14 protein-coding genes are annotated in these 20,094 nt (G+C 41.5%); 7 read left to right on the plus strand and 7 right to left on the minus strand.

The window, feature by feature from the left end:
* Positions 1–164 precede the first annotated feature (164 nt).
* A complete protein-coding gene (locus tag H6G86_RS27620) occupies positions 165–905 on the minus strand; it encodes a hypothetical protein (RefSeq protein ID WP_190936991.1) in 741 nt (246 codons plus the stop codon).
* 473 nt (positions 906–1,378) lie between these two features.
* The gene (locus H6G86_RS27625; RefSeq protein ID WP_190936992.1) at positions 1,379–3,307 is read right to left on the minus strand and encodes an alpha-amylase family glycosyl hydrolase; all 1,929 of its coding nucleotides are present in this window, start codon (positions 3,305–3,307) and stop codon (positions 1,379–1,381) included.
* 479 nt (positions 3,308–3,786) lie between these two features.
* Between H6G86_RS27625 and H6G86_RS27630 the strand changes: the two genes are divergently transcribed.
* The 3 genes from H6G86_RS27630 (at position 3,787) to H6G86_RS27640 (ending at position 7,779) form a co-directional block, all read left to right on the plus strand.
* Positions 3,787–4,839: a tellurite resistance TerB family protein gene (locus tag H6G86_RS27630; RefSeq protein WP_190936993.1), complete on the plus strand. Its 1,053-nt coding sequence runs from the start codon at positions 3,787–3,789 to the stop codon at positions 4,837–4,839.
* Positions 4,840–5,340: 501 nt separating this feature from the next.
* On the plus strand, positions 5,341–7,173 hold the full coding sequence (locus tag H6G86_RS27635) for a serine/threonine-protein kinase (protein ID WP_190936994.1): 1,833 nt from the start codon (positions 5,341–5,343) through the stop codon (positions 7,171–7,173).
* Between the two features lie 387 nt (positions 7,174–7,560).
* The gene (locus tag H6G86_RS27640; protein WP_114080301.1) at positions 7,561–7,779 is read left to right on the plus strand and encodes a hypothetical protein; all 219 of its coding nucleotides are present in this window, start codon (positions 7,561–7,563) and stop codon (positions 7,777–7,779) included.
* Between the two features lie 42 nt (positions 7,780–7,821).
* Here H6G86_RS27640 and ribD read toward each other — a convergent pair whose 3' ends face one another.
* Both ribD and H6G86_RS27650 read right to left on the minus strand, forming a co-directional pair.
* Positions 7,822–9,021, minus strand: a complete 1,200-nt coding sequence (gene ribD / locus H6G86_RS27645; protein ID WP_190937026.1) for a bifunctional diaminohydroxyphosphoribosylaminopyrimidine deaminase/5-amino-6-(5-phosphoribosylamino)uracil reductase RibD — start codon at positions 9,019–9,021, stop codon at positions 7,822–7,824.
* Between the two features lie 229 nt (positions 9,022–9,250).
* Entirely contained in the window at positions 9,251–9,850 is a 600-nt protein-coding gene (locus H6G86_RS27650; RefSeq protein WP_190936995.1) for an MBL fold metallo-hydrolase, read from the minus strand.
* 182 nt (positions 9,851–10,032) lie between these two features.
* On the opposite strand from H6G86_RS27650, the gene H6G86_RS27655 reads away from it, so the two are divergent.
* Both H6G86_RS27655 and H6G86_RS27660 read left to right on the plus strand, forming a co-directional pair.
* Entirely contained in the window at positions 10,033–11,211 is a 1,179-nt protein-coding gene (locus H6G86_RS27655) for a pyridoxal phosphate-dependent aminotransferase (protein WP_190936996.1), read from the plus strand.
* 203 nt (positions 11,212–11,414) lie between these two features.
* Positions 11,415–12,905 (plus strand): glutamine synthetase family protein, encoded by a 1,491-nt coding sequence (locus tag H6G86_RS27660; RefSeq protein ID WP_190936997.1) that lies wholly within the window; start codon positions 11,415–11,417, stop codon positions 12,903–12,905.
* 248 nt (positions 12,906–13,153) lie between these two features.
* On the opposite strand, the gene H6G86_RS27665 is transcribed toward H6G86_RS27660, so the two are convergent.
* Together H6G86_RS27665 and dnaA are read right to left on the minus strand one after the other, a co-directional pair.
* Positions 13,154–14,335, minus strand: coding sequence for a family 10 glycosylhydrolase (locus H6G86_RS27665; protein WP_190936998.1), 1,182 nt, complete (start codon positions 14,333–14,335; stop codon positions 13,154–13,156).
* A 303-nt stretch (positions 14,336–14,638) separates the two neighbouring features.
* The gene (gene dnaA, locus H6G86_RS27670; RefSeq protein WP_190936999.1) at positions 14,639–16,018 is read right to left on the minus strand and encodes a chromosomal replication initiator protein DnaA; all 1,380 of its coding nucleotides are present in this window, start codon (positions 16,016–16,018) and stop codon (positions 14,639–14,641) included.
* Positions 16,019–16,182: 164 nt separating this feature from the next.
* On the opposite strand from dnaA, the gene H6G86_RS27675 reads away from it, so the two are divergent.
* Complete coding sequence (locus H6G86_RS27675; protein WP_190937000.1) at positions 16,183–17,424, plus strand: HhoA/HhoB/HtrA family serine endopeptidase; 1,242 nt, start codon at positions 16,183–16,185, stop codon at positions 17,422–17,424.
* Positions 17,425–17,496: 72 nt separating this feature from the next.
* Positions 17,497–18,027: a peptide deformylase gene (gene def / locus H6G86_RS27680; protein WP_190937001.1), complete on the plus strand. Its 531-nt coding sequence runs from the start codon at positions 17,497–17,499 to the stop codon at positions 18,025–18,027.
* A 221-nt stretch (positions 18,028–18,248) separates the two neighbouring features.
* Here def and H6G86_RS27685 read toward each other — a convergent pair whose 3' ends face one another.
* Positions 18,249–19,940, minus strand: coding sequence for an NAD-binding protein (locus H6G86_RS27685; protein WP_190937002.1), 1,692 nt, complete (start codon positions 19,938–19,940; stop codon positions 18,249–18,251).
* Positions 19,941–20,094 lie beyond the last annotated feature (154 nt).

Here is a 20,094-nt window from a genome sequence, read left to right on the forward strand (position 1 = left end):
TACCAGCCACCACCGAATCTAGCGCAGCGTTCCCCTGTTGCGTCAATGTTCACAGTCCCGGTTTTTTGTTCACGATCGCTTGACTTTTAAGACAGTCGCTACGTTTAATGCACTGTTTTAGCCTGGACACGCCACTACTTAATATTTACTTTATCAATAACCTCTTATTGCCTCTTTACAGAAATTGTATAACTGGGTAAATGTGAGGCATCTGTTTGAGTTTTTACAAGTCGCCAGTCATTATCTATATATAAATGCTGAAACACTTGAGAAGGTGCTAAGGATGTTTTTTTTAAATAATTTGTATGATTTGTCTCTATATTTTCTAATTCGAGAGCTTTTGGTAAAGCCAATTTTGACGCATTCAGTTTGACTTTAGTGTTAAGTACATTAGTAAACCAGGTGTAGACTGATTCTAAAGTTAGAGGAATTTCTCTATTTTTAAAAGCCTGAAATCTATCAATGTTTTGAAGATACCATTTACCATTTTGAACTCCATATTTTTGGATTACCATGAAATCATAAGCTGGTAATATTGAGTTAAAACTCTGGGATAAATACGGCTCTTTTCCCATTATATAGCGAGCGACACTGGCACAGTAACCATCATGCTGAAAAATTTGAAAAGACTGTTCTTGTATTCTTTTCGGTAAACTTTCATGAAATGATATGGTAGACCATATTGGTGTCCAAACACCCACTAAAAGCCGTAATTGTTCCGTAACACTGAAAACAGGATTGTGTTGGCTCAATTTTATAAAATAGGGAAGTAGTTCAGTTTTATAAAATTTAATTTCGTCATTTGAAGTTTCTGAGTTTTGTCCTTGAACTCGTGCCAAAATCTCATTTTTAAATTTTACTTTTTTGGGAGCGCTTAATTGATTTTTTAGCAAGAGTTCAAACATCACCATTTACCTTTTTTTCATTTTTTTAGATGATTTGGTAAGAATTAAAAACTGGTGATTTTAGTACTTATACAGGTATCATCTATTCTTTTACCCTGTAAGAGGTAGAGCTTTTTAGCTCCTGCCTTTGACAGTTCTAAGGTGTTTATGTGCTTGATACTATCTATTCTTACTCACAAAATGGTGTGATCTAGATCACTGCAAACTAAAATATATTGAAAAAGCATTTAGAAATCAGAGCATTGCATACATAAACTTATAGCGGCTACTCTCAATACGGTTTCGTTAAGAGGGAAAGGGTAATTCAAACTTTACCCCTTCCCCTTTTCTGAAACCACAAGGGAAGTGAAGAATCCTTATCCGAACCGGATTATAGCTACTTTCTGAGAACGCCAAAGACTAAACCATAAAGCTCAAGAAGTGTAAAGGATGAAAATTTTGCTCCTTCACACTTCATTGTTGATTTGAAATTTCTACGATTCTCTTCCCGATGCCCAAGTATCACGCCATTTAACAGTACCTTCTTTGGCAATCACCCAGCGACGATTGACCAAATTTTCCCGCAGAGGCGATCGCCCTTCCCGCCACATGGCATATTTATAAGCAATCAGCTTACCAGCACTTTCATCAAAGGGAATCTCAGCAGACCAAGTATTTGAGTTGATGTACTCCAAAGGATATGCTTTGCTGATATCCCAGTTACCCAACTCTGGACAATCTCCTGTCACCACAATGATTTCACCAGGTTGGGTATCCACACCATTGAGTTGGACGCGGACAATTGTTTGTGCTTTGATCCGTTCCCCAACGTGGCTGAAAACAAGCACTCCCCGTTCTTCTAGTACTAAGTCATAAATCTTACCGTCTTTTACTTCATACTTGTTGCGAGTCACTACGCAAGTATGCTCACCATCGGGTAATTCTGTTTCTACTTCAGGGAGAGTAACTTCCCCTCCCCGGTTTAAAGCTACAAAACACAGAGAATCACGATAGCGGCGGACATAACAGTAAACATCGGCGGTCAAGTATTTCTGCCAATGGCTACCCATTGATATAGCAGGATTCAGTCGCCGTAAACCAGATAGCAATCTAATGCAACGATAAACCTCACTATCGGTATCCCAATTTTCCATCATCGGGCGGTTATATGGGTCATTACCGCCATCAGTATCGTTATGTAAATACTGTTCTGTGCCGTAATATATACAGGGAATACCGCGAGATGTCATAATTAAGGCGATCGCAACCTTCAACATCGCTGGATCGGGATTCAGCGATTGGAAGCGGCACATATCATGGTTATCGATGAAGGTAACTAACTCTGTTGCCCCGTTATAGCGATAATCCTGGTCAAAAATGTATTGAATTGTTTGGAATCCCATTTCTGAACCTTGACCCAGTGCGGCTCGAATTGCCACACATAGCCCAAAGTCTAGAAGTGTCATGCCTGAGTGGTTAACAAATTCCACCGAGCGATCGTCACTCGGATTACTATAAATCCATTCACCAAAAATAAATACATCTGGTTTGTGATTGGTCATCTCGCCAGTAAATTCTTGCCAAAACCAAATCGGCATGTGCTTGACAGTATCAACCCGCAGTGCATCCACACCTCTGTCTAGCCATTGTTTAATTGCTGACTTAATATACTGTCGATATTCTGTATTATTTTCATTAAAGGTTGCAAGACCAGCTAGTTCACAATTCTGTACTTGCCAATCGTCTTCCCAGTTTTGCACTTCACCGTAATGGTGATACCAATGATTGACATCATCATTGAAGTCAGCAATTTTAACGCCATCATCATACAATTCACCTTTGCTACCACTGGTATCAGGGCTGCTGTGGTTGCAGACAATATCCAGCACCAGCTTCATATTCCGCTTGTGCAGTTCTGTAACTAACCGATCAAATGTTGTATTTTTTTCTTCTTGCGTAGCGTTTAAAGAAGGGTTTTCTCCAGCAGCAATGTAACGAGGATTAATCCGCTTAAAGTCTTTTGTCCAATAGCCATGCATTGCCGCATTGCTAATAAATAACTCTTCTACTTGCTCGAATAATGGAGTTAGCCAAAGGGCAGTAACTCCCATATTTTTGAGATAATCTAACTTATCGATGACACCTTGCAAGTCACCACCCCAGTACTTACCCCATTCTTGTCTATTGGGATCGTAGAGTTCTGAATTTTCACCTTCGCTGTTATCTGGATCGCCATCATAAAAGCGATCTACCACCAGAAAGTAAATGGTTTCCTGACGAAATTCAATATCTCTGGTGTAAAGAAACTCTAGGTCAATCTCGGTTTCTGATGGTGGCGTTTCTATAATAGCGTCTACTTTTTCTTGTGCAGAATCAACTTTGTATTGATCTGGGGAAAACTGAGATGGAGGGGTTTTTACCATAAAAAACTCAAAATCTTATGTAATTTACATTTGTAGAACTAACAGTACAAACGCTTTGGCTATTGTGTGTCGCTACAAACATCGGTATTGTGACATCCTGCCCACGGTATAGGTATCTATCGCTAGCTAGTTTATAATTCTATCGATAGATATAATTCATCTGCTAGAGGTTAAAAATCAAGGAATATAGCATTTATTAACGATAATTGCTTAATAACAAAAATTTACAATATTTAATTAAGTTGACCTTTGGTAAAAATTGAGCCTAACTCGTGTTTAAGTGTATATTCGACAACAGATTTGAGAACATCTCAATTTATTGGAGATTAGCTGTCAACAAGATTTTGTTACACCTGAGCAATATTGAGTAGACCAAGCATTAGCCAACTTTTTCTCTAGAAGATTCGCTCCATTGGTAAACTGACCATTGTCACTTTCAATCTGTTTTTACTGTTGAAGAATTAATTTAGGTAGCAATTATGTCCAAGTATGACAAGGTTTTTAACTCACCAAAGACATCAGAGGAATCACTAAGTCCAGAGGAAGCGGTAGCGGCGATCGCAACTGTCACTGCGATCGCTGATTCAATGATTGAAGATGTAGATGCAGAAAGTTTAGCGGGTATCCTCTGGGAATTCGAGGTTTTCGAGGAATACTCAGAAGATGAAATCGCCGAAATAGTTGATAGACTCCTAGCCATTGCAGAAGAGGAGGGAATTGGCCCCCTGTTTAATGCTGCCAAAGTATCTCTATCAGAAGAATTAGTGCTGGATGGTTTTGCCGCTGGGGTAATAGTGCTTTTAGACGATGAACTTGCGATCGCCAAACCAAAACAAGCCTACCTCAAAAAGCTCCAAGCAGCCTTAGACCTGGAAGATGAAGAAGCAGAGGAAATTATTAAGGAGGTAATTGCAGCCTTTAAAGAAGCAGAAGAAGAATATGCAGACGACGACGATGATGATGAGACAGTAGTCATAGAAGATTTTAGCGAACAGACATATCAATCCCCTTTAGGCAATTTTACCGTGCCAATTCCGGTTGATCCCCAGCAGGGCGGTAGAATTCAAAGCCAGGAAGGAGTAGTTGGCTTTTCTGATGACATCGGTACTTTATTGAGAATCGATTATTATCCTTTCCCTCTAGAACAGTTAGAGGAACTGGAGTCTGTTGGACAAGAAGAATATTTACAAACAATTTTAGTAGATAAGTATGTACCCCAAGCGATTTTTGCCAATGTACCAGATGCTTCTGTGGAGTACACCGAATATCTGGAAGATACTTTGCGAGGTGCTTACTATGTGTTAATTGATATGCCCAAAGGTTCGACAATTTCTAAGCAAGAAAATAATGGAACTGCGATCAGATTAGATGCGTACCGGGGTCTGCTCACCTTTATCAGTGGTGAATTTTTGTATATAGTTAGTAGTCAGCACAGCTTTCTTGACGGCGAAACTCCCGATTCCCTTGAAGAAGAAGCTGAAGACATTAAGGAGAGTATTTTAGAGTTTGTTGAGACTATAGAGTTTAACTAATGCAGCATTTGATTGATTGGCGTTGCTGAATTCAGGTATGAAAATGATTTTACGTAATTTCAAAACCCTTGTAAAGAAGTTGCAATGCAACGTCTTTATACCAAAATTCATATATTTAATCAGCAACACCGATTCATTCATCGCAAATAAAATTTGGCAATACCCTGCATTGATAATGCGTCGGCTTACATTAGATATCTGGTAAAAAAGAATAAGGGGAAGGGGTAAAGGCAAAGAAAAGCCTTTAACCCTTCCCCTTTAACCTTTTCCCAAAACCCGATAAAGAAGCCCCGTTCTTCCAGGACGCTTGAACTGGAGCAAAGTACAAGCTCCGTCTCAATCTTTCCCCCTGCTCCCTACTTCCTGCCTCTTTTGACCAGATATCTTTCGCCCTCGCTTTACTTATCTGATGTACATTTGGAAAGGGCGATGTCTGAGACAAGCCTGGAGAAGATAGGAAGTCTCCGGCTCCGCGCTGGGTGTCTACGCTTATAATTTTTCATGACAATAACCCTGCTAAACAATCGCTATCAAGTTATCCAGGTAATCGGTGCTGGGGGTTTTGGCGAAACCTTTCTGGCAGAAGATGTTCACATGCCTTCTCGCCGTCGTTGTGTGATTAAGCAACTCAAACCGATAACTAATAATGATCCGCAAAATTACCAACTGATCCAACAACGGTTTGAACGGGAAGCCGCAACCTTGGAATATTTGGGTGAAAGTAGTAACCAAATTCCTAAACTCTACGCCTACTTTTCTGAGAACGGGCAATTTTACCTTGTCCAAGAATGGATTCACGGCCAAACTCTGACGAAAATTGTCGAAGCCAAAGGATTTGAGAGTGAAGCTGCTGTTCGGCAAATTCTCTTGAGTCTGCTTTCAGTGTTAAATTATGTCCACAGTAAAGGCATTATTCATCGGGATATTAAACCTGAAAACATTATTCTCCGTTCTGTTGATAACAAGCCAGTTTTGATTGATTTTGGTGCAGTCAAAGAAACAATCCGTTCTGTGGTCAACTCTTCAGCATACCCCACGCGATCGCTCGTTATTGGTACGCCTGGATATATGCCTAGCGAACAAGCCGTTGGCCGCCCAGTTTACGCCACTGATATCTACAGCTTAGGTTTAACGGCGATTTATCTGCTGACTGGCAAACACCCGCAAGAATTGCAAACCGATCTCAAAACTGGCGAAATACTTTGGCAGGAACACGCCCCTAACGTCTCTTCTCAATTGGCGGCGGTACTCAATCAGGCAATTAAGCCTCATGCTGGCGATCGCTACAGCACTGCTAGTAAGATGTTACACGCTTTGCAGTCTGCTAGTAATATCCCTCCTGAGTTAGCTGCAAATACTACTACAGTTAATTTTTATCCCCCTGCGTCATCGACTCGACAAACCCAGCCATTATATTCCCCACAAAAACCAACTGTGATAGGGAATTCCACTCCTGGAAACTGGCAAAAACCTGCCGTAATTATTGGTAGTTTGCTGATAGGCGGCTTGATTGGTGCAGTAGTGATTCCTAACATCATTCGTCAGCAACAACCAGAAACAACCATTGTTACAAGTAGCACCCCATCGCTAGAATCTTTGCCTACTCCTGCATCTACAGAATCGCCTTTTTCTTCCCAAACTTCTCCAGTCCCAGTTGTACCAGCCTCACAACCACGAAAGCGAGTAATTCCCAATCCTTTACCAACCTTTAATCCCCCAGTTGTATCCACGCCACAGCCAGAAAAAGAGCCTGTAATTTCAGATACTCCAGCGCCAGAAGTGTCTTCTACACCACAGCTAGAACCAGAGAATATTGCAGTTCCCACACCAGAAGCACCTTCTACACCACAGAAAAACGAACGGCCACCTAGTAAAGTAGCTGTAACTACCAGCAGTCAAAGCGTTCCCGCATTTCCTACAGGTACATCTAGAAGCGCCGTAGAAGCTACCCTCGGCAAACCAAATCAAGATTTAAGAGGTGCATGGGGTAAGACGCGTGCTGTTGTTTACAAACTAGTACCAAACAAAATTGATCTTGGCTACTTATTCGATCGTAATTCTCAAGTGCTGCGTCAAACAGAGGTATCTTTTGCCCAATCGGTAGACCCGCAGGTGATGCAAACTACCTTGAATGGATTGTTAGATGGGCAAGCAACTGAAGAAATTAAGCAGGGACTTAAACAGGTACAACAGGGTCAGTCTGATAATTTCCGTTTTCAGAATGGCTCAGTCAAGGGCCAGATTATCCGCCAAGAATGTAATTTTATTTACATTAGCATTTGGGATGAAAATTTACATGATTTTGTGAGTCCATCGACAGCTAAAAGATGTTAACTCTCTAGAAAACGTTTTTCTCAAAACTTAAATTTTTGTATCTTAGAAGACAGATTCAGGATTCAATATAGTATTTGAAAAACTGTCTTTACTGGACTAAAATCTACATAATTTCGGTCTTCGCAAACACAAAAACCCAGTTTTTAGAATTAATGTATTTGTCTTCTAGGTTTTGCAACTAAACCCATAAAAATCTGTTTTCCCAATTGCCAATTCCCAATTCCCATTTTCAACCTGAGTTTCAAATTCTTAATCTTCATAAAGTTATAAATACCATTATTAAGTTTTTAATAATACTTGTCTCAGCTTCTACATTCATGTCGTAAATTGCGATCGGAATTGTGTAATCTAAAGACAGCTAATAGCTCATTATTCAATCGAGGTCTGATGACTCCTACAATCATGCGTCAGCTTTGGTCAGTGGTGGAAACCGCGCAAGCCAAGCTCCTCTTACAACTGGATGATGCTAGCTTGGTGCAGTGGTTAGTGAAACAAACCGAAACACAAGTTTTGTTAGATCCTAACGAAACTGATTATCTCTGCCACTACATTCAATCTCGGCTAGCCCTTATACGTGATATTGCCCATGAACGCCAGTGTTCATGATAGCAAAATCACGATGAATTGATTGATAGTCAAGTGTTATTACTATTGACTATTGGCTTTTTGGGGAAAATAACCTTCCACTAAGCAGTCAGAGCCGACTACACGCCAACGAACACGTTCTAGAGACAATGCCTCAGTCATGGTAGTAAAACCTAAATCGCCCACTGGTGTGGGAGCAATGCTACCACCAATAATTTTTGGGGCAATAAATGCCAAAACTTTTTGCACTGCTCCTTGAGCGATCGCACTAGCAGCTAAGGTACCGCCACATTCCCACAAGACGCTACAAAAACCCCGTTCATATAAGTACGCCATTGCATTATCTGGTGTAAGTGATGTTAATTCCACGATTTCCACCCCCTGTTTGAGCAACAGTTCTTGGAAATCGGGGTTAGCACCCTTTTGAGTCAACACCAAAGTTGGAGCATCCGCAGTTTGCCACAGGTGGGCACTTTCCGGTAAGTTGAGATGACGACTCATCACCACCCGCAGGGGATTATGTGCCTCAGCATGATGGCTAGTTAAATAAGGATTATCTTGTCGGACTGTATTACCGCCGACAATTATGGCATCGCAAGCCGCCCGCAGTTGATGTACTTCATTGCGGGCTTCTTGGCTTGTCACCCAGGCGCTATGACCAGAGGTAGTAGCAATTTTGCCATCTAAAGTCATGGCATATTTTAAAATTCCCAAAGGTCGTTTGTAGAGAATGCGATGCACAAAAGCTTCATTGAGCTGATGACAAGCTGATTCTTCTACTCCTACCAACACTTCGATCCCCGCCGCACGTAAACGGGCAATACCACCTCCAGCTACCAGTGGATTGGGATCAACCATACCTACTACCACTTTTGCTACTCCAGCTTGGATTAATCCTTCCGAACAAGGGGGAGTCCGTCCGTAATGATTGCAAGGTTCAAGTGACACATAGATTGTTGCACCACGAGCGCGATCGCCTGCTGCTTGCAAAGCAAACACTTCTGCATGAGGCTCACCTGCACGCGGATGAAACCCTTCGCCGACAATCTCGCCATCCTTGACAATCACCGCTCCCACTAAAGGATTTGGGGAAGTCCGTCCTAAAGCGCGGCGAGCAAGTTCCAAACACCGCAGCATCATGCGAGAGTCAAAATCAGTTCCGATCTTTTCTTTTATAACTGCTGACTCCACTAGATGTATATTTTCCTGAGTGTAATTTGGTAAGGATGCATCTGCTTGAGCGACCACTGGGGAATTATCCATAATTTTAGGCGGCAACACTGTAAATATTTTGCACGCGATCGCGCAGCCTTTCCACAGGAGACTCGCGCTTTGCTCCTAATAATTGAAAATAGAGGGAAAGGGAAAAGGGTAAAGCCCAACTTTTAGAGAGAGTTTAAGACCCCAACTGTTGCGTCAGCTTCCCGCTTTCTTACGGTAGTTCAGTAGCTCCAGAATCCCCAACTAAAAACTTCCTCCTACCCCCACCTATTTACAGCGTGGCTACAAGTTCCTGTAAGCGATCGCGTCCATCGCGGAAGACGGGCCAACCATCCCCCACCAGCACTGCTTCAACTCGACTCAGTTCTGCTAACCTGCGAACCGAAGCAACAGCCTCCTCTCGATTCAGTAGCTTGTCATCTGGCAATATAGTTAAGCTACCTGCTTTACGTGCCCTGACTAAATCCCCTGTAATCAAAGTTGTCTCTTCCAGTAACAGAGCCAATTCACCGGGAGTTTTCGAGCCTTGGAGTTCAATTACTTTTAACCCAGGTACAAACTCTTCACCATCAGATAACCAGCGATCGCAAGGTATGGGAAAAGTGTCTTTTTCTGCCACTGGGCCAGCTATCTTAGCGTGTGTTTGATCGGCAATATCTTTACTTGCCCTGACATGCTCGGAATTCGTCAGCACAATCCAAACTACACCACCGAGAGATTTCAAATGATTCCAATCATGGTTTGATAAGGCTACTGGGTCAATCAAGATGTTTCCATCTGGGCGAATCCAGGCAATCCCATTGAAATCAATATTTCTTGCCGGATTGAAATTAGACCAGCTATAGAGATCGGGACGGTGCAAAGATTTCATGATGATTCTGGATCAGTACTTCAGTAATTGACTATTAATATCAATAATTAAGTATATAGATTATAAGGTTGCATTCCCTCTGAATCTCGAATTTGAGTATACTACGATAAAGCTATCGGTATTATGGGTTTTATAGGATTTGGAAAAATTCCTACATAACCGCAATCGAGATCAACGGAGGTATGGGAGTGAGTGAGATTGGGCGTAAAAAAATATCAGCGAAGGCAGACCAGTTTAGAGAGTCGGTAATTCGGGAAATGACACGGGTGGCACTGCAATATAGTGCAGTGAATCTGGCTCAGGGGTTCCCTGATTTTCCATGTCCCTTGGAGTTGAAACAGGCAGCAAATGATGCCATAGAGGCAGATGTCAACCAGTATGCCATTACTTGGGGCGATCGCGCATTTCGTCATGCGATCGCTAGCAAAGTTCGTTGGTATCTCGGCTTAGATATCGACCCTGAAACCCAAATCACCGTCACCTGCGGTTCCACAGAAGCAATGGCATCTGTAATGCTGGCGACAGTCGATCCTGGTGACGAAGTAATTGTATTTGAGCCATATTACGAAAACTACGGCCCCGATGCCATTTTAGCTGGTGCCACACCACGGTACGTAACACTGCATCCTCCCCATTGGACATTTGATGAAGCACAGTTGCGTCAAGCTTTCAATGCTAATACCAAAGCTATTATTATCAACACACCCCATAATCCCACCGGCAAAGTCTTCACCCGTGAAGAACTAACCCTAATTGCTGAACTTTGTCAAAAATGGGATGTGTTAGCCTTCACAGATGAAATCTACGAACATATTCTCTATGATGGCACTCAACATATTGCCCTAGCGACCCTTCCCGGTATGGAAGAACGCACCATTACCATTAACGGTCTATCCAAAACTTATAGTGTCACCGGATGGCGAGTTGGTTACATTTTGGCAAACCCTGCATTAACGGGAGCCATTCGCAAAGTCCATGATTTTCTTACCGTTGGCGCTCCCGCACCATTGCAACGAGCCGGAGTTACCGCGATGCAACTACCACCATCCTATTATGAAGAACTAGGCAAACTTTATCACCAGAAGCGAGACTCCATCTTACAGATACTCGATGGAGTTGGTATTCCTTACTTCCTTCCCCAAGGAGCCTATTATGTTCTTGCAGATATTTCTAAATTTGGCTACAAAACAGATATTGAATTCACTTACCATCTAATTAAAAATATTGGTGTTGCCGTAGTTCCTGGTTCCAGCTTTTTCAGCCAACCAGAAAAAGGTCATTCATTGATCAGATTCTGCTTTAGCAAAACACCTGAGACATTACAAGCAGCGAGCGATCGCTTGCTCAAACTAAGTAAGTAGGCGTAAATAATTGTCGTTGGGATAAGGCAATAGGAAATATGAAATAAACCTCATCTATGTTGAAACCAAAAGCTTTTTAAAAGATATATTTATGTAGGTTGGGTGGAGTGAAACGCAACCCAACATTACCACCAAATTTTATGTTGGGTTACGCGATCGCTGCACCCAACCTTGTATCTTAGAAATAGTAGTAGACCGTCCCAATGAAAAGACCTGGATTTATTGAGCATCATCACCTGTGGACAGAAATCCAAAAAGAAGCATCTGAAAAAATCAAGGCTATTGTTAAAGAACAGGATTTATTGTTGATTCGTACCGCTTGGTCAGATCAGCATGGAATTGTTCGCAGTAAGTCGCTCTTACCCCAAGCTTTTTTCAGCGCCCTGGAAAACGGTATGCAAATCAGCACAGGGACATTCCTATTTGATACTGGTGGTGCAATAGTATTTAACCCGTTTGTCCCTGGCGGTAGTTTAGATATGCCTTTGATGACAGGTGCGCCAAATCTTGTGGCTGTTCCTGACCCTGATACCTTCAAAATTGTGCCTTGGGCAAAACGTACTGGCTTTATTCTCTGTGATGAGTACTTTCAAAATGGTCAGCCAATGCCCTTTTCCAGTCGCAGTATTTTGCGCCAATCATTGGTGGAGTTACATCAAAGAGGATTGGAGCATATTGTCGGCTTAGAAGTTGAGTGGTATCTAGCAAAGTTGGAAGATCCGATGTTAGCGATCGCTAATGTTGGTAGTTCTGGAAAACCCGGTGAACCTGCTAAAGTTAGCGCCGTAGACCATAGCTTCCAATACCTTTTAGAATCTCACAATCCAGAGATTCAAGATTTGCTGCGCCTTCTGGCAGAGAATTTAGTTGAAATGAAATTGCCTTTAAGGAGTGTAGAAAACGAAGGGGGTGTTGGTCAATTTGAATTTACTTTTGAACCGATTCCTGCATTGCAAGCTGCCGACACAATGATGATATTCCGAATGGCGACCAAGCAAATCTGCCGTCAACAAGGTTACATCGCATCATTTATGTGTCGTCCAGGATTGCAAGGTTCTTCTTCTAATGGCTGGCATTTGCACCAATCCCTTGTAGACCGAACCACAGGCGAGAACGCTTTCATGTCTGCAAACTCCCAAACCCTCATGTCAGATTTAGCTAAACACTTCGTTGGTGGTCTTCTGAAACACGCCAATGCTGCTTCTGTGTTTACAACCCCAACAATTAACGGCTACAAAAGATTTAGACCTTATTCTCTAGCCCCTGATCGTGCAGGGTGGGGATTGGAAAACCGAGGGGCAATGATTAGATTACAAGGCGGTTTTGATGACCCCAGTACCCACATTGAAAACCGAGTTGGAGAACCAGCAGCCAATCCCTATCTCTATATGGCATCGCAATTGATTTCTGGGTTAGATGGTGTAGATTGTAAACTTGATCCTGGCTCCCCAACAGAGGAACCTTATATTACAGAAAATCCGATCTTACCCAAAAGTTTGCCAGAGGCGATTTCATATTTGAGCCAGAGCGAACTTTTTGCTCAAAAAATGGGGCAGCAGTTCATAAACTTCATTATTAAGATGAAGGAGAGTGAAATTAATCGCTTTTTGCAGTCCGTCGCCGATCAGCCACCAGAAGAGTATTTAAAGCAGGTGACTAATTGGGAGCAAAGAGAATATTTTGAATTATTTTGACTTGAGTTGGGTTGATTCTTCTTTTAATAAACCAGATTTACTAAGTAAGTGGGCGTAAATAATTGTCGTTGGGATAAGGCAATAGGCAACAGTCAATAGGTATAAGGGTTTTATCCTAGTTCAGTTTTATTTACATAGTTTGATTTTATTGTGCCAACTTACTTACTCTTTTGCGCTGTTTAAAACTTGATTAAATCATAGTTTTTTCATTATCTTTTGTTTCCCCACTCAGAATATTCGCTCCCACATCATAGTGAGTTTTTTAAGCTAGAAGCTGTTTTTTCTGGGTTTCCTGAAAATGGAAAAACTAAGATACTTTTAATTTTTGGGTTATCAACTAATTCTTTTAAACGACCTAGTTGCCGATCTGTAATCGCAACTCCAGCATATTTTTGAGCATAATTTAACTCTTCAACAAAATTACTATCATTATAAGCTTGAATAAATATACGATCCGCACCCCATTTTTCCCAGTCAGCAGCAAAATATTTTTTAGCCCAATAGGGGTTATGATGGCAAATATCAAAACTCACTGATGGATTAGCTTTTTTCATAGAAGTTACCATTTGTTGCACAAATTTAGTTAAATTTGCAGTACGGTCAAATTTTCCAGATAATTCAGCATAATAACCCAGATAATCATCCCATTGAACTGCATCAATATCAGGATATTTTTTGACAAACTCTACTAAGATATTTTGAAAAAGATTAGCAACTTCAGGAATTTGTACATCAAGTACATAATGATCAATTCCAGAGTAGGTTTTATCCACTCCTGGAACAATCCATTTCCGGGCAATTGCCAAATCATAAATTGGACTATTCTTATCTATTTTAATTCCCTTCTCAAAGTAAGCATGAACTTGCATTCCTTGCTTATGTGCTTCATCAATCAACCAATTTAACCATTGTTCCTGAAACTGATTTGGACAACTTTTATACCCGAAAGTTTGCTGCATAACTTCGCTATTGTACATAGTACAACCATTACCCCAAACACCATGAATAATTGTATTGATTCCTTGAGAGCGATAGTAACGAACTCTTTCACGAATCGTTTGTTCGTTAGCATTATTGGTAATTTGGTAGCGAGTTAAATAAATCCCTCTAATTACTTTCTTCTCCCAAGCTGTTTGAAGCAATAGTATTTTTTTATCTGGGCTTATTTTCGGATTATCAGTAAAGGTTGGAGTGCTTGCTAAAGAGGGCACTGGGGTTATAGAAGGAGTTGCATTAATAGTTGAAGAACTAGTTTTAGTAGGCTTAGGAATATGTATGTCTATATTTTTGCTATTATCTAAAAACTTACTAATTTCTGGATATCCTTTTTGGCTAAACCACCAATAACTACCTCCTAAGATAATTAAGATTATAGAAATCGGAATATTTGAGCATCCACATCCAATTGGTTCTTTCTTTTTACTCGACATATAAAACTCCGATTTCATTCAGGACTTACGTAAACAATGGACGAAACCCTTATTTTCAGGTGGGGGCAATTCATGAATTGCCCTTAACGCGTATACTTTTGCGTAAGTTTTATCATTATTGAAAATATATTTAGAGACCATTTTTAAAGTGGTAATCGCAGTCATCATCTTAAAGCTTCTATTGCGCGAGGTTTACCACCACGGGATAAATCATCCGAGCCTCTTATCGTCCGTGTCGCTTCCCTCTCAGGACTGTTCGCGCAGCGCTGACGAGGCGACAAGCGCCCCATTAGCATATTTTCCCTATGATTTTTGAGAACGGCTAGTCATGTTGATGCGATCGCTCAGTTGGCGGAGAGTTTGTGCTAAAGTGCGATCGCTCTGGTGGAGTTGGGTAATTTTATCGCAACTATAGATTACCGTTGTATGGTCTTTACCACCAAACTCCTCGCCAATTCGCGGCAAACTCAGAGATGTGTGTTGACGCATGAGATACATTCCTATTTGACGCGCCCAGCTAATCTCTCTTCGTCGTGAGTTACCTTTGAGATCGTCTATTGAAACATCAAAATTATCCGCTACAACCTTTAAAATTGCTTCTGGGGTAGCTGCCATTTTTTCGTTAGGCGGTTCTAAAACAGGTGTGATATTTTCCACCGTCATTGGTAAGCCCCAAATAGAAATATAAGCCACCGCCCGAATTAAAGCTCCTTCTAATTCTCGAATATTAGAAGTATAGTTAGAAGCAATATACTCAATCACATCGCGGGGAAGACGAATATTTTCATCCTCGGCTTTTTTTTGCAAAATTGCCATCCTAGTTTCTAAATCCGGCTTTTGGATATCTGCGATTAACCCCATAGAAAACCGAGAACAAAGACGTTCTTGTAAGCTAGGAATCTGGTTAGGAGGACGATCGGAAGCAATCACAACTTGTTTACCAGCTTCATGTAAAGTATTAAAAGTATAAAAAAATTCTTCTTGAGTGTATTCCTTACCTTCAAGAAACTGAATATCATCAACTAATAAAACATCAGCAGCTCGATAATGTTCTCGAAAACTTTGCATACTATCTTTACGAATCGCTGTAATTAAATCATTAGTAAATTGTTCAGTAGAAACATAAAATATTTTACAATCAGGAGAAATTTTCCAGCGATAATGACCAATAGCTTGCATCAGATGAGTTTTACCTAAACCGACCCCACCGCATAAAAATAAAGGATTAAACTCTTTGCCGGGAGATTCTGCAACTGCCAAAGAAGCAGCATGAGCCATCCGATTGTTGGCACCAACTACAAATCGTGAAAAGACATATTTAGAATTTAATTCAGTTGTTTTATGATTGTGATGAGAAACAGCTTCAGGAATACTGCTAGGATTTGTTGATTCCCAAGAAACTTCCCGTTCACTAAAATGAGAAACTTCATCACCTTGAGCAACAGTAATGTAAATTCCTACGGGATGACCGAGAATATCTTGTACTGCATGAGCAATGGTATTGATGTAATACTTCTGTAACCAATTACGAGCAAAAGGGTTAGGAGTGCGGATTACTAAGCAATTATTTTCTAATCGCTCCGCACTAGCAGTTTTTATCCAAGTTTCAAAGGTAGGTCGGGATAGTTCAACCTGTAGGCGCTCTAGTACCTGACTCCACAGAATTTCTATGGGAATTTCCATTATCCACCACCTTTGCTGCTAATCGTCACAATAGAAGATAAAGCATCAATTTAGCATCCAGACACGCTAGACCTAGAATAAGCTTTTAAGTTGTAATCATTTTGGGACATACCCAGTAGGCAAGATCCTAACACTCACCGACTGACACGGAGAAGCAACGATACATGAAGACAACAAACCATGACTTAGCACCCAAAAAAACTGATACCAGGGGTTTGCCCCAGAGGTGGTGGATGCTCTTATATGGGGTAGCAATGGTGTTCTTGGGAAGCTGCTCTCTTTTACCAGCTAAGACCTTTGAGAATCGACAAAGTGACACTCAACCCCAAGAAACAATAGAACCCAATCAGGGAATTGTCCCCCCGCCGATTTTCTCGTCGTCTGGAGATCCTAATTTTGTGGTAAAAGTAGTACAAAATGTGGGGCCTGCGGTAGTTCGCATTGATTCTTCTCGAACAATTACTTCTCGCGTACCAGACGAATTTAACGATCCATTTTTCCGGCGGTTTTTTGGAGACGCAGCACCACAACCTAGACAACGGGTAGAGCGCGGTAGTGGCTCTGGATTTATTATTAATTCTTCAGGTCAAATTTTGACTAATTCCCATGTGGTAGATGGTGCTGATAGAGTGACTGTCATACTCAAAGATGGCCGGACTTTTGACGGTAAAGTACTAGGTGAAGATCCAGTAACGGATGTTGCTGTGATCAAAATTGATGCTAATAATCTGCCAACCTTATCTGTAGGTAACTCTGATGCTTTACAACCAGGAGAAGCAGTAATCGCTATTGGCAACCCTCTAGGCTTGAATAACACCGTCACTTCTGGGATTATTAGTGCTACAGGTCGTTCTGGTAGAGATATCGGTGCTAGTGACAAGCGGGTTGATTACATCCAAACCGATGCTGCGATTAACCCTGGTAATTCTGGTGGGCCATTGCTTAATGCTCGTGGACAGGTAATAGCAATGAACACAGCTATTATCCGAGGCGCTCAAGGCTTGGGATTTGCTATCCCCATTAACACTGCACAAAAAATTGCCCAGGAATTAATTGCTACAGGCAAAGTCGATCATCCTTATTTGGGTGTTCAGATGGTGACACTGACACCAGAAATTAAAGAAAAAATAAGAGATAAAGCAGGCGATCGCTTAAATCTTACAGCAGATGAGGGTGTTTTGCTGGTTGAGATTGTGCCGCGATCGCCAGCAGCTGTGGCTGGACTACGAGTCGGTGATGTGATTAAAAGCATTAACAGCCAGCCTGTTACTAAAATTGAAGAAGTACAAAAGCTGGTAGAAAATAGCAAAATCGGTACTAAGTTACCAATACAGGTGGAACGCAATGGGCAAATTGTCCAAATAGCAGTTCAACCTGCTGCTTTACCCGCAAGACGTGAAGGATAAAGTTTGTCATTAGTCATTGGTCATTAGTCAATGCCCAATTCCCCATTCCCCATTCCCCAAAATAGTTTTATCATGACTGAATTAGCACCAATCATTCAATTAGGCAATCCAACATTGCGTCAAAAAGCTGTTTGGGTTGAAAATATTCAAGATAAGCATATCCAGAAATTAATTGAAGACTTAATTGCCACTGTTGCCAAGGCTAACGGCGTGGGAATTGCTGCGCCTCAAGTGGCACAATCTTATCGTTTATTTATTGTGGCTTCCCGTCCTAATGCCAGGTATCCCAACGCGTCGGAAATGGAACCAACTGCTATGATTAATCCCAAAATCATTGCTCATTCAACTGAAGTTGTCAAAGATTGGGAAGGTTGTTTAAGTGTTCCCGGAATTAGAGGGTTAGTTCCTCGCTATAAATCTATTGAAGTGGAATACACTGACTGTCAAGGCAACTTACAAAAGCAAGAATTAACCGATTTTATTGCTCGGATTTTTCAACACGAGTACGATCACCTCGACGGTATCGTATTTGTTGATCGTCTAGAAAGCACTCTTGATATGATTACTGAGCAGGAATATCAAGAACGAGTAGTTAACAAATAAATGGGAGTAAAAAGTAGGGAAAATACGGTTTGGTTAAGGTTTTTTGATGAAAATTTTAGATCACAAAGACGCGATAAATCATCATAAAGACGCGATAAATCGCCGTCTCTACAATAACCAGTCTTTTGTAGAGACGGCGATTCATCGCGTCTCTTGCCTTAACCGAACAGTATTGGAGTGGAAAGTAGTATATTAATTACGAATTACGAATTACGAATTATTTAAGCGTGTGTTTCGCAAACTTGCTCGTCTCGCCACAATTGATATAGCCGTGTCGCTGGCATAGTCATATATAAAACGTCGCCAGCACTGAGGTTTGTCTCTAATAAATCCCACCCGTGAAGGGTTTGGTGATTCGTTTCTACGTACAAAGGTACACAGTCAGCAGACATGGCTACATCTTTCACCCATTGACCACAAAAGGCGTGTAAAGGTGTAATCACAGTTGCAAAAGCTACCCAAAGACTATCGGCTGTGATGCCATTGCCAAGAATGCGTCCCCCTAGTGCAGCAGCAGCAAAAGCTGGGGCTGCTAGTTCAGCCGGACTCAGTACAGCCTCGAAGCCAAATAGCTGTTGAGCTATGCCAGCAAAATCGGGATCGGCATAATGAACAATCACCGGAATACTGGGTGTCAAGCCTTTGGCTTTGAGGGCAATTTCCAGATTGGTGGCATCATTGTTAGTAACAGCAAGTACGGCGGCGGCAGAGTCTATATTGCTGGATTTAAGTATTGTGCGGAAACTGGCATCACCCTGAATCACGGGGATACCTAGTTCGCGGGCGGTGTTGATATATTTGTTATTGGAGTCGGGTTCAACTACTACAACTTCATGTCCGCTGGCGTGGAGTTGCTGGACAATTCTCACCCCAATACCACTCAAGCCACAGACAATGTAGTGATATCGCTGGGGTATTCTGGCTGCATCCCAAAATTGCTTAAAGCGGCTTCCTAAGACAAAATCGGTGAGCATTGCATACCAAATACCAATCACCACCGCTCCAACCAACATCATCACAACAGTAAATAACTTAATACTGTTAGGAGCATTTTCTACTACTTTGTCATTGCCACCCGCTCCCGTAATCATGCCTACAGAAAAATATAGAGCATCGACAGGAGATAAACTCAACTCAGCCGACATATAGGTGAGTGTAGCGATCGCAATAACTGCAAGTAACACAACAGCACCCACCAATACCGATCGCCCATGTTGCTGAAACTGCTTAAAATTAGTCAAGGCTTTCAGCAGTTTTTTAATCAACGATCTTCGGGGAGAACGGATGCGGGGTTGTGTACCAATAATTAAGCGATCGCCTACTTGGATCTCTTGTCCAGATATGACACCTGACACCAAATCCATCTCACCTTCTACTGGCAAGTAATAAATCAGCATCCGCGATCGGTCTTCCCACAATTCACTCAGCTTTAAACCTCTCCAGAAGTGGTTTTCATCAATGTATTCTTCATGAATGGGCCAAGTTTGCTGAAATAATTTAATTTGTCCGATCGCTCGGTTTCCCATCGCTGCAAAGGTGAATACGGGTGCTGCTAATCCCACAACACTCATACTCAAATGGTCTGGCAAACTTTGATCTAGGCGTTCGCCCAAATTTGTATTATAAAAACGGTTGATAATCCGAATCTGGGGATTTAGCACCCGCGCTTGCATCATAATAGACAAATTCAGAGCATCTTTAGATCCAGCAATGACTAAAGTGTGTGCCTGTTGAATTCCTGCTGCTGTTAGGGTAGAAGCTGCTTGTAAATCGCCAACAATCACATCTCCTGCCGTTTCGCCAGGGATAGATTGGTGATGAATGCCAACAACGAAGGCCCCCTGATGTCTCAGCAAACGAAAGGTTTTATATCCGGTACGTCCTAAGCCGCAAACAATAATTCTGGGTTTCATGAAACGGCAGCATCTTTTACAGGTAGGGCTGCATTTCTAGTTATTGATCAATATTGTTGCCCATTTTCCTGGAATATTACTGTAGCTGACAACACGATTGTTTTAAATAAGATGGCACTTTTACAAATTTATGAAAGTCGATGTTATTTGGATA

Source organism: Nostoc sp. FACHB-133 (assembly GCF_014698055.1).
GTDB lineage: Bacteria > Cyanobacteriota > Cyanobacteriia > Cyanobacteriales > Nostocaceae > Nostoc.

Bases quoted from the DNA above. Each gene is read 5' to 3' on its own strand.
- H6G86_RS27620 (WP_190936991.1), bottom strand. From the start codon at position 905: ATGTTTGAACTCTTGCTAAAAAATCAATTAAGCGCTCCCAAAAAAGTA.
- H6G86_RS27625 (WP_190936992.1), bottom strand. From the start codon at position 3,307: ATGGTAAAAACCCCTCCATCTCAGTTTTCCCCAGATCAATACAAAGTT.
- H6G86_RS27630 (WP_190936993.1), top strand. From the start codon at position 3,787: ATGTCCAAGTATGACAAGGTTTTTAACTCACCAAAGACATCAGAGGAA.
- H6G86_RS27635 (WP_190936994.1), top strand. From the start codon at position 5,341: ATGACAATAACCCTGCTAAACAATCGCTATCAAGTTATCCAGGTAATC.
- H6G86_RS27640 (WP_114080301.1), top strand. From the start codon at position 7,561: ATGACTCCTACAATCATGCGTCAGCTTTGGTCAGTGGTGGAAACCGCG.
- ribD (WP_190937026.1), bottom strand. From the start codon at position 9,021: ATGGATAATTCCCCAGTGGTCGCTCAAGCAGATGCATCCTTACCAAAT.
- H6G86_RS27650 (WP_190936995.1), bottom strand. From the start codon at position 9,850: ATGAAATCTTTGCACCGTCCCGATCTCTATAGCTGGTCTAATTTCAAT.
- H6G86_RS27655 (WP_190936996.1), top strand. From the start codon at position 10,033: ATGGGAGTGAGTGAGATTGGGCGTAAAAAAATATCAGCGAAGGCAGAC.
- H6G86_RS27660 (WP_190936997.1), top strand. From the start codon at position 11,415: ATGAAAAGACCTGGATTTATTGAGCATCATCACCTGTGGACAGAAATC.
- H6G86_RS27665 (WP_190936998.1), bottom strand. From the start codon at position 14,335: ATGTCGAGTAAAAAGAAAGAACCAATTGGATGTGGATGCTCAAATATT.
- dnaA (WP_190936999.1), bottom strand. From the start codon at position 16,018: ATGGAAATTCCCATAGAAATTCTGTGGAGTCAGGTACTAGAGCGCCTA.
- H6G86_RS27675 (WP_190937000.1), top strand. From the start codon at position 16,183: ATGAAGACAACAAACCATGACTTAGCACCCAAAAAAACTGATACCAGG.
- def (WP_190937001.1), top strand. From the start codon at position 17,497: ATGACTGAATTAGCACCAATCATTCAATTAGGCAATCCAACATTGCGT.
- H6G86_RS27685 (WP_190937002.1), bottom strand. From the start codon at position 19,940: ATGAAACCCAGAATTATTGTTTGCGGCTTAGGACGTACCGGATATAAA.